This is a genomic window from Asaia sp. BMEF1, from assembly GCF_051628905.1.
Taxonomy (GTDB): Bacteria; Pseudomonadota; Alphaproteobacteria; order Acetobacterales; family Acetobacteraceae; genus Asaia.
Map to the genome: position 1 here is coordinate 981541 of NZ_CP157575.1, position 13407 is coordinate 994947.

Genomic DNA, 13407 nt, shown 5'->3' on the forward strand with positions numbered 1-13407 from the left:
GATCAGTTATCGTCGAGGAACGAACGCAGCTTGCGGCTGCGGCTCGGGTGCTTGAGCTTGCGTAGCGCCTTGGCCTCGATCTGACGGATACGCTCGCGGGTCACGTTGAACTGCTGACCGACTTCTTCGAGCGTATGATCCGTATTCATACCGATACCAAAGCGCATGCGCAGGACACGCTCTTCACGCGGGGTGAGCGAGGCCAGAACGCGCGTGGTGGCTTCACGCAGGTTGGTCTGGATCGCGGCATCAAGCGGGATCACCGCTGTCTTGTCCTCGATGAAGTCGCCGAGATGGCTGTCTTCCTCATCACCGATCGGCGTTTCGAGGGAGATCGGCTCCTTGGCGATCTTGAGCACCTTGCGGACCTTCTCAAGCGGCATGCCAAGCTTCTCGGCCAGCTCCTCGGGAGCGGGCTCGCGACCGATCTCGTGCAGCATCTGACGCGAGGTGCGCACCAGCTTGTTGATCGTCTCGATCATATGCACCGGAATACGGATGGTGCGCGCCTGATCGGCAATCGACCGCGTGATGGCCTGACGGATCCACCAGGTCGCATAAGTCGAGAACTTATAGCCGCGACGGTACTCGAACTTATCGACCGCCTTCATCAGACCGATATTGCCTTCCTGAATCAGATCCAGGAATTGCAGGCCACGATTGGTGTACTTCTTGGCAATCGAGATCACGAGACGCAGATTGGCCTCGATCATTTCCTTCTTGGCGCGTGTCGTATCGCGCTCGCCACGCGAAACGACCGCGTAGACACGACGGAACTCGCCAACCGGCAGACCCGTGCTATGTGCCAGATCAGCCACCTGATTGCGCAGATCGATGATCTGCTCGGCGTAACGCGTGGTGAAATTCTTCCACGACTTGCCTGTCAGGGCAGAAACCGAAGCCAGCCAGTTGGGATCGAGTTCGTAGCCGCGATATTTCTGTAGGAAATCGTCACGCGACACGCGGCAGCTTTCGGCCATGCGCAGCATACGGCCTTCGAGCGTGTTCAGACGCTGGAACTGGACCTTGAGCTGGGTGACCAGCTCTTCGATCCGGTTGTTGTGCAAATGCACCTGCTCGACCATCTTGACCAGCTCGGTGCGCAGCTTTTCGTATTCCGCTTCCGAGGCGCCCGTCGCTTCAGAGCCGCTGGTCAGCGTCTCGATGCGGCGCACCTGGAGCGCGCGCAGCGTGTCATAAAGCGGCTCGATGGCTTCGAAATGGGCAAGAATCTCGGGCTTGAGCTTTTCCTCGAGCGCAGAGAGCGACAGGCCGGAGCTTTCCGGGTCGCCACCTTCCTCGTTTGCGGGCTCTTCGTCGAGGTTATCCTCGTTCTCTTCGCCGTTCTCGTTTTCGGCTGTTTCTTCCTCGGAAGGACCGCCCTGCATGGCTTCAAGATCGACGATGTCGCGCAGCAACATCTCGCCTTCCTTGAGCTTGTCATGCCACGAAATAATGGCGCGGAAGGTCAGCGGGCTCTCGCAGAGACCACCGATCATTTCATCGCGACCAGCCTCGATTCGCTTGGCGATGGCGATTTCGCCCTCGCGCGACAGCAATTCGACCGAGCCCATCTCACGCAGATACATACGCACCGGATCATCGGTGCGGCCCGCGCTCTCGCTCACATTGCCGGTAGGCGATTCCTCGGCCTCTTCAGCCTCTTCCTTTTCCTCGGCTTTTTCTTCGGCGTCATCGGCCTCCTCGTTGTCTTCATTCTCGACAACCTGGATGCCCATTTCGGAGAAAATGGCCATGATGTCTTCGATCTGCTCGGAAGACATCTGGTCCTGGGGCAGAACGGCGTTCAGCTCATCGAAGGTGATATGGCCGCGCTCACGTCCCTTGGCGATGAGCCGCTTGACCGCACCGGACTGCGTGTCGAGGACATTGGTATCGCCGTCCTGGTCCTGCGCGTTCCGCTCCGTTCCCGTGGCTGCTTTCGTCGCCATACCCTACTCCCTGCTCCCGCACGCCCTGTCGAGCGCGACGCTTAAAACCAGCCATGAAAGAAACGCGTCAGCCCAGCGCACTGCAAGAGCAATGCGCCGCCCGACCCGGCCAGCCCATCGGCCAACCGTTCTTCCAACTGCGATCCACCAGCGTCAGCGCTAGCAATTTCGGCAGCGTGCAGGTGGGCGATCCAACGCCCGAAGTCAAGGGCTAGCCCCGTCTTTTCATCTCCCGTTGACATCCAGCGTCACGCCTCATCGTCACTTTCCTCCCCGCGCCGCAGACGATCGAGCGTGCGCAAACGCACCAGCAGAGCCTCCGGCAGCCCCTCGAGAGACGGGTTGGCGAGTGCCGCCTGCATGTCCTGCTCGACCTCGCGCACAAAAGCAGGGAAGTTCACCAACCCGAAGAAATGCCACCATTGCTGAATAGGTTCGAGCGAGAACAGGCTGTTGCGGTCCGCCTGCGAGGCAGGCACGAGTCCATTATGGAGCAGGCTACGCGCCTCGTCGCCCAGCCCGCCCACCTCCAGGGCCTCCAGACAGGATTCTGACGTCAGCCCCTCCTCAGAGGTCAATTCAGCGAACCAGTCCAGGATCGTGTCCCGTATCTCATCGAGCGGCGAAGGGAACTCGAGGCGACCATATTGATCCTCGATTTCCGGCAGGAGCGACGGTGAGCGCAAAACAAGCACCGTCAGAAGACGCAATCGCTCCAAGGCCCCCGTATCGATCGCCCCACCGCGCAGCTTGGCCTTCGCATCGCGCGGCTTGGTCGCTCCATTGCGCCCACCACGGCGCGAGGAGGCAAAGAAACGCTCCATCAACGCGCGACGATATTCCGAAGCGAGGTCCTTGTCGGCAATCAGTGCGGCAGACGCCTCGAGACGTTTTTTCAGCGCTGCGCGCTGCTCGGGAACATCCTGCTGTACGCCAGCCATCATGAGTTGGAAAAGCTCATCGGCCAGAGACGACGCGCCGTCGAGCACCCGCGCCATCGCCTGAGGCCCCTCGCGACGGATCAGACTATCCGGGTCGTCTTTGGGGTCGAGACGACAGAAATTGAGACTGCGCTCATGCGTAAGCAGCGGCAGGGCCAATTCGGCCACACGCAACGCCGCGCGCGCACCGGCAGCATCGCCATCGAGACAAAGGATCGGATGAGAGGCTTCGCGCCAGAGCAGTTCGAGCTGCTCTGCCCCCATAGCCGTTCCGAGCGGCGCCACGGCCGCCTCGAAACCCGCCTGGGCCAGGGCGATGACATCCATATACCCCTCGACCACGATCAGCTTCTGCGCTGGGTCACGCAAGGCAGCACGGGCAAGATCGAGGTTGTAAAGCGCCCGCCGCTTGGAGAAGAGCGCCGTCTCCGGGCCATTCACATATTTCGGCTGGGCGTCGCCAAGCGTGCGGCCACCGAACGAGATCAACCTGCCGCGCCGGTCGCGTATCGGAAACATGACGCGAGAGAAGAACAACTCGCCCCTTGGCGCACCGCGCTCATCCACGCGCATGAGCCCGGCCTGAACCAGTTGCTCCGGCGTGATGTTCTGACCGCGCAGCGCCTCGGCCAGCGCCCCTCGCCCCTCACCCGCCCAGCCGAGGCCGAAACGCTCGATGGTCGCATCCGACAATCCGCGCCGACGAAGATAGGCCAGTGCCTGACGCCCGGCAGGCTGGAAAAGCGCCTGACGATAAACTGCCTGAACGGCTTCGAGCACATCGCCGAGCGAACGCGCCTCCTGCGCACGCGCCTCCTGACGCGGGTCTTGACGAGGCATGTCGAGCCCCGCCTCGTTGGCGAGTTGCTCCACAGCTTCGGGGAAGCTGCGCCCCTCGCTCTGCATGACGAAGGAAATGACATCGCCATGCACACCGCAGCCAAAGCAGTGAAAATGGTCGTCATAAACGTAGAAAGACGGTGTCTTTTCTCCATGGAAGGGGCAGCACGCCTTCCAGTTACGGCCCGAGCGGCTGAGCTTCGTCCGCCGCCCGACCACCGCAGCGATCGGGGTGCGGGCGCGCAGCTCGTCGAGAAAGCCGGGGTCGAACGCCATCTCTCAGCCCGACCTCAGGACAGGCGGGCTTTGACGACCGGATTCACGCGGCCCATATCGAGCGCGCTGCCGAACTTGGCCTTGAGCACGGCCATGACCTTGCCCATTTCCTTCATGCTGGTGGCACCGGCCTCGGCAATGGCTGCATCGATTTCGGCAGTCAGCGTGGCCTCGTCCATTTCGGGCGGGAGATAGGCCTTGATCGTCGCAATCTCGGCCTCTTCCTTCTCTGCCAGTTCGGGGCGGCCGCCCTCGCGATACATTGTGGCGGACTCGGTGCGCGACTTGATCATGCTGCGCAGCATCGGGAGAATATCCTCATCCCCGATCTCCTTGCCATTGGCGCGCGCCGCGACGTCGAGGTCCTTGATACGGGCGGTGATGCCGCGAATCTGCGCGACACGATCCATTTCCTTCGCCTTCATGGCGGTCTTGAGATCGGTCGAGATCTGTTCTCTCAGGGACATTGTCTTTTTCCTTTTCCTGACCTGCACCACACGAGATCGGGAATATTTTTCCCACATATCGAGTGGCGGTTGAGAGTGGGAAAAAACTTCCCAATCCCGTCTCAAAGGCTTATCTAGCACCAACCACGCGCGCGTCCGAGTGGAAAAGGATGCAAGGGAGACGGGTATGGATATCGAAGAGATCATCGAGAAGGCAGGCGGCGCCGAGGCGTTGGCCAGCCTGACCGGCGTCGGCACCGAGGCCATTCGCAAATGGCGCCAGTCGCGCGCCATTCCCGGCAAGCATTGGGCGGCGCTGCTGCGCCTGCCCGGCATCACTCTCTCTGACCTCGATCCGCAGACGCCTCAGGAGGAGACCCCGACCATGACCGATACCTGCCCTGAAGGCGCCAATGCCGCCCTCGTTCTTGCTGACGGGACAATTCTCTGGGGTGTCGGCTTCGGCGCCCATACCGATGGCGCCGCCATTGGCGAGCTATGCTTCAACACCGGCATGACTGGCTATCAGGAGACGCTCACCGATCCGTCCTTCGCCGGACAGATCGTGACCTTTACCTTTCCGCATATCGGCAATGTCGGCACCAATGCGGAAGATGACGAAGCCCAGCGCGTCGCCGCGCGCGGCGTGGTGGTGAAGGAAGACGTCACCCTGCCCGCCAACTGGCGCTCGACCCAGAAATTCGCCCAGTGGATGATCGGCCAGAACCTGCCGGGCATTGCAGGCATCGATACGCGCCTCATTACCCGTCGCCTGCGCGATGGCGGCCCGCAGACCGCCGTGCTGGCCTTCCCGAAGGATGGCCAGTTCGACCTGGCCGCCCTGAGTGCCCAGGCTGCCTCCTGGCCGGGCCTTGAGGGGATGGATCTGGCCAAGGATGTGACCTGCACCCAGAGCTATACCTGGGATCTCGGCGTCTGGCAGAAACCCGTCGCAGAGCGCAGCACGCGCCGCCGGGTGGTGGCCGTCGATTATGGTGCTAAGCGCAACATCCTGCGCTGCCTCGTGACCGCTGGTTGCGATGTGACCGTCGTGCCCGCCACGGCCACGGCTGAAGAGATTCTGCGTCACAACCCTGAGGGCGTCTTCCTTTCCAATGGCCCCGGCGATCCGGCTGCGACTGGCGTTTATGCCGTGCCCGCGATCAAGGGCGTGCTCGCTGCCAATGTGCCGGTTTTCGGCATCTGCCTCGGCCATCAGCTTCTGGCACAGGCACTGGGCGCGAAGACCTACAAGCTTGAGCGCGGCCATCGTGGTGCCAACCAGCCGGTCAAGGATCTCGCTTCGGGCCGCGTGGAAATCACCAGCCAGAATCACGGCTTTGCCGTAGATGACAAATCCCTGCCCGAAGACGTGATCATCACCCATACCAGCCTGTTCGACGGCTCGAATGAAGGCATTCGCAGCACGAAGCTGGATGCGTTCTCGGTACAGTATCATCCCGAGGCGAGCCCCGGACCGTCCGATTCATTCTATCTTTTCGAGCGCTTTGTCGCCCTCATGGACAAGAAGGCAGCCTGACCCATGCCGAAACGTACAGACATCTCGTCGATCCTCATCATCGGCGCTGGCCCTATCGTCATCGGTCAGGCCTGCGAATTCGACTATTCAGGCACGCAGGCCTGCAAGGCGCTGAAAGAGGAGGGCTATCGAGTCATCCTCATCAACTCGAACCCGGCAACGATCATGACCGATCCGGGTCTAGCCGATGCCACCTATGTCGAGCCGATCACCCCGGAATTCGTCGAGCGCATCATTCTCAAGGAAAAGCCAGACGCGGTTCTGCCCACCATGGGTGGCCAGACGGCCCTGAACGCCGCCATGGCGCTCGACAAATCGGGCTTTCTGAAAAAGCATAATGTCGAGCTTATCGGCGCCAATGCCGAAGTCATCGACCGCGCCGAAGACCGTCAGAAATTCCGCGAGGCCATGGACGAGATCGGCGTTGAATCGCCGCGTAGCACCATCGCCCACACGCTCGAAGAGGCCCGCGCTGCGCTTGAAACCGTGGGTCTGCCCGCGATCATCCGCCCGTCCTTCACCATGGGCGGTGCCGGTGGCGGCATTGCCTATAACCGCGAGGAATTCGACCAGATCGTCGCTGGCGGTCTCGATGCATCCCCCACCACCGAAGTTCTGATTGAAGAATCCGTGCTGGGCTGGAAGGAATTCGAGATGGAGGTCGTCCGCGACAAGGCGGATAACTGCATCATCGTCTGCTCCATCGAAAACATCGACCCGATGGGCGTGCATACGGGCGATTCCATCACCGTCGCCCCGGCGCTGACGCTGACCGACAAGGAATTCCAGAACCTTCGCGACATCTCGATCGCCTGCCTGCGCAAGATCGGTGTCGAGACCGGCGGGTCGAACGTACAGTTCGGCATCAATCCCGATGATGGCCGTATCGTCGTCATCGAAATGAACCCGCGCGTCTCGCGCTCCTCGGCGCTTGCCTCCAAGGCGACCGGCTTCCCCATCGCCAAGATCGCGGCAAAGCTGGCAGTCGGCTATACGCTGGACGAGCTTGCCAACGACATCACAGGCACGACGCCCGCCAGCTTCGAGCCGACCATCGACTATGTCGTCGTTAAGATCCCGCGCTTCACCTTCGAGAAATTCCCCGGCGCCCCTGCCCTGCTCTCGACTTCGATGAAGTCTGTTGGCGAGGCGATGTCTGTCGGTCGGTCTTTCGCCGAGGCGCTGCAAAAGGGTCTGCGTTCGATGGAGACAGGTCTGACAGGCCTCGACCCCGTCGAAGCCCCGGGTGACGGCTCTCTTGACGCCTACCGCGCTGCCCTTTCCGAGCCACGCCCCGAGCGTATTCTCATGGCCGCACAGGCCATGCGCGCCGGACTTTCACTGGAGGACATCAACGCCTCCTGCCGTTTCGAGCCGTGGTTCCTGCGCCAGCTTCATGACATCGTCGTCTCCGAAAACGAGATTGCTGCCAATGGCCTGCCCAAGGATGCCCGCAACCTGCGCCGCATCAAGGCACAGGGCTTCTCCGATCGCCAGCTTGCCCGCCTGACGGGTCAGAGCATCGACGAAGTCACTGCCTTCCGCCTCAAGCTCGCCGTAACGCCCGCGTATAAGCGCATCGATACCTGCGCAGGCGAATTCGCCTCCGATACGCCCTATCTCTATTCGACCTATGAGGGCGGGTTCGGCGTTCCGGAATGCGAGAGCCGTCCGACCGACCGCAAGAAGATCGTCATTCTCGGCGGCGGACCGAACCGCATCGGCCAGGGCATCGAATTCGATTATTGCTGTGTGCATGCGGCCTATGCGCTGCGCGAAGCCGGGTTCGAGACCATTATGGTCAATTGCAACCCCGAGACCGTCTCGACCGATTACGACACCTCGGATCGCCTCTATTTCGAGCCCCTGACCGATGAGGATGTGATCTCTCTCATCCGTACCGAGCAGGCCAATGGCGAGATTTTGGGCTGTATCGTTCAGTATGGCGGCCAGACCCCGCTCAAGCTGTCACGCGCGCTCGAAGCAGCCGGTATCCCGCTGCTCGGCACCCCGGCAGACGCCATCGACCGTGCCGAAGATCGCGAGCGCTTCCAGGCCCTGCTGCGCAAGCTCGGCCTGCGTCAGCCGGAAAACGGCATCGCCCGCACGCCGGGTGAAGCCGAAGCCGTGGCCGAAAAGGTCGGCTATCCGGTTGTGGTGCGCCCGTCCTATGTTCTCGGCGGTCGCGCCATGGAGATCGTGTACGACCCGGCCGGTCTGCAACGCTATCTGCGCAACACGCTGGTTCTGGCCGGTGCCGAAGTGTCCTCCGGCCCGATCCTGCTCGATCGCTATCTGAACGACGCCATTGAAGCCGATGTCGACTGTATCTGCGACGGTCAGGATGTCTATGTGGCTGGCGTGATGGAGCATATCGAAGAAGCCGGTATCCATTCCGGTGACTCTGCCTGCTCGCTGCCGCCCTATACCCTGTCGCCGGCCATCGTGACCGAGCTGAAGGCCCAGACCGAAGCCATGGCGCGCGAGCTCGGCATTGTCGGGTTGATGAACGTGCAATACGCCATCAAGGACCACGAGGTGTTCGTGCTCGAAGTGAACCCGCGCGCCTCGCGCACGGTGCCCTTCGTTGCCAAGGCGACCGGGGTTCCTGTCGCCAAGATCGGCGCCTGCGTCATGGCTGGCGCCAAACTGTCGAGCTTCAAGCTCGATGGCGACGCCATCGCCCCGCATGTGGCGGTCAAGGAAGCCGTTTTCCCGTTCCATCGCTTTGCCGACACCGACACCATTCTCGGCCCGGAAATGCGCTCTACGGGTGAAGTTATCGGTCTCGACAGCAGCTTCGAACGCGCTTTCGCCAAATCCCAGCTCGCCGCAGGCGTCGTTCTGCCGCAGGCTGGCACAGTGCTGCTCTCGGTGCGTGACGGCCACAAGACCCAGGTTCAGGCACTCGGTCGCAAGCTGATCGAGATGGGCTTCAGCATTATGGCCACGCGCGGCACTGCTGCCCGCCTCGAAGAAGCCGGTATCGCCGTCAAGCGCGTCAACAAGGTGCTGGAAGGCCGCCCGAACTGTGTGGATGCCATCCGCTCCGGCGATGTCCAGCTCGTGATCAACACGGCGCAGGGTTCGCAGGCGGTGCGTGACAGCTTCGATATCCGTCGCTCATCCCTGCTCGGCGGCGTGCCGCATTTCACCACCCTGGCAGGCGCCCGCGCCGCGATCTACGCCATCTCGGCCATCAAGGATGGCGGGCTCGACGTTGCGCCGTTGCAGTCTTACTTCAAACGGGAATTCTAAGAGAGACGGGGCTCTGCCCCGCTCCCCGGAAAGGGGCTAGCCCCTTTCATCCCCTCAAATGGGTTTACAAAGGGCGACGGCCCTTTGACGGGTTTCAGGGCAGAGCCCTGAGGCAAGATCGGTAATCCCCGATCAATTCTGCATAAAACCAAGGCAGAACCCTCGGCTTACCTTGAACTTGCCCCCCGGAAGACCTAGCTTAAATGATCAATTTGCGGGCTGGGATTGTCTCATGCCCGGTTATGCCCCGTGCAGGGCCTCGGGACAGGGTGTTCCAGAGGCTTTGCGCGCGGGCTGAACTCGTTTTGGGGAATGCGCTGTGCAGAAGATTCCGATGACCGGTGAAGGTTTGACCCGTCTAGAAGATGAACTGCGTCGGCTGAAGAGCGAAGACCGCCCGGCCGTCATTCGCGCCATCGCGGAGGCCCGCGCTCACGGCGATCTGTCGGAAAACGCCGAATATCACGCGGCCCGGGACCGCCAGTCCTTTATCGAAGGGCGCGTACTCGAGCTTGAGGAAATCATTTCCACAGCCGAAGTCATCGATCCGTCGCAGCTCTCCGGCGACATGGTGAAATTCGGCGCGCACATCGAGCTGGTGGATGAGGAAACCGATAAGGAAAGCGGTTATCAGATCGTCGGCATGCACGAGGCCGATATCAAGCTCGGCCGCCTTTCCGTCTCCTCGCCGCTGGCCAAGGCGCTGATCGGCAAGTCGGTTGGTGACAGCGTTACCGTGCCGACGCCAGGCGGCGACAAGAGCTACGAGATCCTGACCGTCACCTATAAGTAAATCGCGACCTGAAACCGGGCGGGCCGACAAGGCCCGCTAACACGAAAAGAAGAACGTGTCCGAAGTTCATTCTCTCACTTTCGCCGATATCCTTGCCGCCCATGAGCGGATCGCTCCTTATATCGTTCGCACGCCAAGCATTCGATGCGCCGCGCTTTCGAAAATGACGGGCGCGGATATCTGGCTGAAGCTGGAGAATCTTCAGGCTGTTGCCTCATTCAAGGAACGCGGCGCTGCCAATAAGCTCGCGCTGTTGAGTGAGGAAGAGAAGAAACGCGGTGTGATTGCGGTTTCGGCTGGCAATCATTCCCAAGGCGTGGCGCGTCATGCCAGCCTGCTGGGCATTGACGCCACCATCGTCATGCCGCGCCACACGCCTTCGGCCAAGGTAGAACGCACGCGAGGCTGGGGCGCACGTGTCGTCACAGAAGGTGAGGATTTCGCCGAGGCCTCGAAGGTCGCTGAAGTGCTGCGCGCGCGCGAAGGTCTGGTGCTGGTCCATCCCTTCAACGATGTTGCCGTCATGGCGGGTCAGGGTACTTTCGCCGTCGAACTGATAGAAGACAGCCCGGCGCTGGATTATCTGGTGCTTCCCATCGGCGGCGGCGGGTTGATCAGCGGCTCCGCCATCGCAGCGGCATCACTCAGCCCCGCTACGAAAGTCATCGGTGTTCAGGTGGAAAGCCATGCCTCGCTTTCCGCCTTCCCGGAGGCGGCTGTAGCGGCACGCGGCGGCTCGACCATCGCCGAGGGGATTGCCGTCATGCAGGTCGGCAATCAGTGCTTGGAGGCTGTCGGCCCTCTGCTTGACCGCGTGCTTGTCGTGACAGAACTTCAGGTCGAGTCAGCCATTGCGCATCTGGCAGAACAGGCCAAGCAGGTCTCGGAAGGCGCCGGGGCCGCGGCGCTGGCGGCTGTGATGACCCACCCCGAAATCTTCGCAGGCAAGCGCGTGGCGTTACCGATCACGGGCGGCAATATCGGCACACGCATTTTCGCCAATACGCTGCTGCGTGCCTTGCGACGAGACGGACGGCTTTTGTCGCTCATCTTGCAGATTCCGGATCGTCCAGGCGTACTGGCCGATATCTCGACGCGTATCGGAAACGCAGGGGGCAATATCATCGAGGTGTCACACAAACGGCTTTTCGCGGCGCCATCCGTCCAGACTGCCGAACTCGAAATCATGATCGAGGCACGAGATAGCGCCCATGCCGACGAGATCGAAGCCGATCTACGCAGCCATTATCACCTGACACGCGGCTAAGCCCTCAGCGCGAGCGGCTTGCAGCTGGAAAGTTATCGGCCATCCAGTCGACAGCGTCCGATCGGCTATACCCCTCGGGCAAGGCGTAGAGAGCGCTCAGCAGGGATTTGTCGTAGGGCGTCATAGGCCCGGTCGGGCCTTGTAGAACAAGCGGCTCGGTGAAACGCAGCACGCTTGCTCCATCGTACCCGGTCCGCAAATGGGGCCCGGCAAAAGCGACGACAGACAGCAATTCGTTCAGCATGCCCCATGGCTCGTTATTCAATCGGTTGATATCGACAATAATCAGAACGATCTGGGTGTCCCGTCGTGTCTGTTCATTGGAGAGAAAAGAAGCGTAACCCTGCGTGGCGTAGATATTTCCTACGGACCCAGGCATGACGATCGGCGGCGCATCATCAGCAATACGCATGGCCGAGGAGGTCAGCCAGCGTACAGCTCGTGGTCTCAGAAATTCGCGGATTTCGTCTGGCGTCGCCGCGACCTTGTTTTCATGGAAGACATCCGAGGTGTCGAGACCGACAAAGAGAGTCGGGTTGAGCTGCTCGATCTTCGCTGCGAGCGCGTCGGACTGATCGGTGAAGAACACGAATAGCCGAGGGTCCCTGCAGTTCCTGCTGACCTGTAGCCCAAGGCTTTTGCCAACCGACTGCAAATGGTCAAAAACCGTCGAGGCGAACTGATCCTGAATGCCGTGAATATCCACGCAGACACTCCCGTGCCAGCGCGGCATGGTGTCGAACTGACGTTCACCAAGTTCGGCATCGATATGGTCCTCAAGCGCTTCACGGCTCATGCCGTGGACCGTGTAATTTTCCTGCGCCACGGATTGAGGCGCACCGGAACACAAAATCACAAGGCCTGCCGCACCGACAAACAAACGGCTCATCAGTCGCATTACGTCGATCCTCCTCGAACAGGGAAAATCGACGTTACTGCGCAGTTACGAATGTCAGGTATAAATTAATCGAAATCATTGCTTCACTTCTGCCGTCAGGAAGCCCTTACGGACAGAAGCAAAACGGCCTGAGGGCTCAGCCCTCGAGGAAGCCTTCACTCTTGAGCACCTCAATGGCGGCGCGAATGCGATGACCGTAGGTATGCTCGTTCATCGTGCGCGCCTGGGCGCGGCGCGCCATTTCGATGCAAAGCGGTGTGTCGTCGATATAACGTGCCACGATACGGTCGAAATCGATCTTGTTGGAGAAGGTCGGAATCTCCTCCGCCGTGAAATAGCGGCGAAGCTCATAGGTGTCTTCGTGGAACACCTGAAACGCCCCGGCAGCGGCCGCCTCGAAGGTGCGTGGACCGGGTGTCGAGGGGGCGATCATGAAACGCTTGTTTTCGAAATGCAGCGAGCGCCCAAGATTCAGCACCAGCTTCGAGCGGCGGTACAGCTCGATGAGCTGGGATTTTTCGATGCGGGCATCTGAAAAGCCGATGCCGAACTCACCCCAGCCCGGACCGATGATCTTGACGTTCAGATTACGCAGGGTCGGCATCAGATTGCGCACGATATCCTTGCGGCTCGTGAACGCCACACCGCAGAAAAGCACGTCGATGGATTTCTCCACCTCTTTCTCGATTGGCGCATAATGCAGCTTGCGGCTCGCAGCGAGCGGCAGATGGAAGACCCGCTCACGCTGATAGAAATTATGGCCCCAGCGATCGCAGGAAAAAATCACGTCGAAATCATCGGTGATCCGGTAATTCGCGTCCTGCTCATAGGGGTCTTCTGTGGCCCAGAACACGGTAATCGCGCCGATTTTCTTGGCTTCGCGGCAAACTTCGCCGAAATAGGTACTTTCTGGCAGGTACGAACCGATCGCAAAAACGATGGTCGGCTTCAGTTGCTCGATCGAGGCAGCGGCACCGCTGATATGTACGGCAATGACGTTCTCTTCACCGAAGCACTCAGCCCAGCCATCCATGATCGATTCACGGATCTGCGCATTGGCCTGAGACTCGTAACGACCGCCGCTACAGATGAGCACACGCTGAGTCGTGCCAGCGGCCCGGGATTTTACGTTTTTCTTACCTGCTGACATGGTCTCTCAATCCGTTTCTCTAGTAATGAGGCTGGCCCTCGGCCCC

9 protein-coding genes are annotated in these 13407 nt (G+C 60.8%); 4 read left to right on the top strand and 5 right to left on the bottom strand.

Annotated features, from left to right (window positions below; translation table 11 throughout):
• Positions 1-2: 2 nt before the first annotated feature.
• From rpoD to ABHV46_RS04345, 3 genes are all read right to left on the bottom strand, one after another.
• A complete protein-coding gene (gene rpoD / locus ABHV46_RS04335) occupies positions 3-1952 on the bottom strand; it encodes an RNA polymerase sigma factor RpoD (protein ID WP_336944874.1) in 1950 nt (649 codons plus the stop codon).
• Positions 1953-2200: 248 nt separating this feature from the next.
• The gene (dnaG, locus tag ABHV46_RS04340) at positions 2201-4009 is read right to left on the bottom strand and encodes a DNA primase (RefSeq protein WP_438382995.1); all 1809 of its coding nucleotides are present in this window, start codon (positions 4007-4009) and stop codon (positions 2201-2203) included.
• A 14-nt stretch (positions 4010-4023) separates the two neighbouring features.
• Entirely contained in the window at positions 4024-4476 is a 453-nt protein-coding gene (locus ABHV46_RS04345) for a GatB/YqeY domain-containing protein (protein WP_438382997.1), read from the bottom strand.
• 166 nt (positions 4477-4642) lie between these two features.
• Here ABHV46_RS04345 and carA point away from each other — a divergent pair, with 166 nt between their 5' ends.
• The 4 genes from carA to ABHV46_RS04365 all read left to right on the top strand — a co-directional run bounded on the left by carA (position 4643) and on the right by ABHV46_RS04365 (position 11313).
• Positions 4643-5995 (top strand): glutamine-hydrolyzing carbamoyl-phosphate synthase small subunit, encoded by a 1353-nt coding sequence (gene carA, locus ABHV46_RS04350; protein WP_438382999.1) that lies wholly within the window; start codon positions 4643-4645, stop codon positions 5993-5995.
• A 3-nt stretch (positions 5996-5998) separates the two neighbouring features.
• A complete protein-coding gene (gene carB, locus ABHV46_RS04355; protein ID WP_438383001.1) occupies positions 5999-9253 on the top strand; it encodes a carbamoyl-phosphate synthase large subunit in 3255 nt (1084 codons plus the stop codon).
• Between the two features lie 319 nt (positions 9254-9572).
• Positions 9573-10046 carry a transcription elongation factor GreA gene (gene greA / locus ABHV46_RS04360; protein ID WP_025841509.1) on the top strand — a complete coding sequence of 158 codons (474 nt, stop codon included), beginning with the start codon at positions 9573-9575 and terminating at the stop codon, positions 10044-10046.
• A 55-nt stretch (positions 10047-10101) separates the two neighbouring features.
• Entirely contained in the window at positions 10102-11313 is a 1212-nt protein-coding gene (locus ABHV46_RS04365) for a threonine ammonia-lyase (RefSeq protein ID WP_438383003.1), read from the top strand.
• A gap of 4 nt (positions 11314-11317) precedes the next feature.
• Here the strand turns inward: ABHV46_RS04365 and ABHV46_RS04370 are convergent, their stop codons facing one another.
• Positions 11318-12202: a hypothetical protein gene (locus tag ABHV46_RS04370; RefSeq protein WP_438383005.1), complete on the bottom strand. Its 885-nt coding sequence runs from the start codon at positions 12200-12202 to the stop codon at positions 11318-11320.
• Positions 12203-12347: 145 nt separating this feature from the next.
• Positions 12348-13361, bottom strand: a complete 1014-nt coding sequence (locus ABHV46_RS04375) for a CgeB family protein (RefSeq protein ID WP_336944867.1) — start codon at positions 13359-13361, stop codon at positions 12348-12350.
• Between the last annotated feature and the right edge of the window lie 46 nt (positions 13362-13407).

Bases quoted from the DNA above. Each gene is read 5' to 3' on its own strand.
- rpoD (WP_336944874.1), bottom strand. From the start codon at position 1,952: ATGGCGACGAAAGCAGCCACGGGAACGGAGCGGAACGCGCAGGACCAG.
- dnaG (WP_438382995.1), bottom strand. From the start codon at position 4,009: ATGGCGTTCGACCCCGGCTTTCTCGACGAGCTGCGCGCCCGCACCCCG.
- ABHV46_RS04345 (WP_438382997.1), bottom strand. From the start codon at position 4,476: ATGTCCCTGAGAGAACAGATCTCGACCGATCTCAAGACCGCCATGAAG.
- carA (WP_438382999.1), top strand. From the start codon at position 4,643: ATGGATATCGAAGAGATCATCGAGAAGGCAGGCGGCGCCGAGGCGTTG.
- carB (WP_438383001.1), top strand. From the start codon at position 5,999: ATGCCGAAACGTACAGACATCTCGTCGATCCTCATCATCGGCGCTGGC.
- ABHV46_RS04370 (WP_438383005.1), bottom strand. From the start codon at position 12,202: ATGAGCCGTTTGTTTGTCGGTGCGGCAGGCCTTGTGATTTTGTGTTCC.
- ABHV46_RS04375 (WP_336944867.1), bottom strand. From the start codon at position 13,361: ATGTCAGCAGGTAAGAAAAACGTAAAATCCCGGGCCGCTGGCACGACT.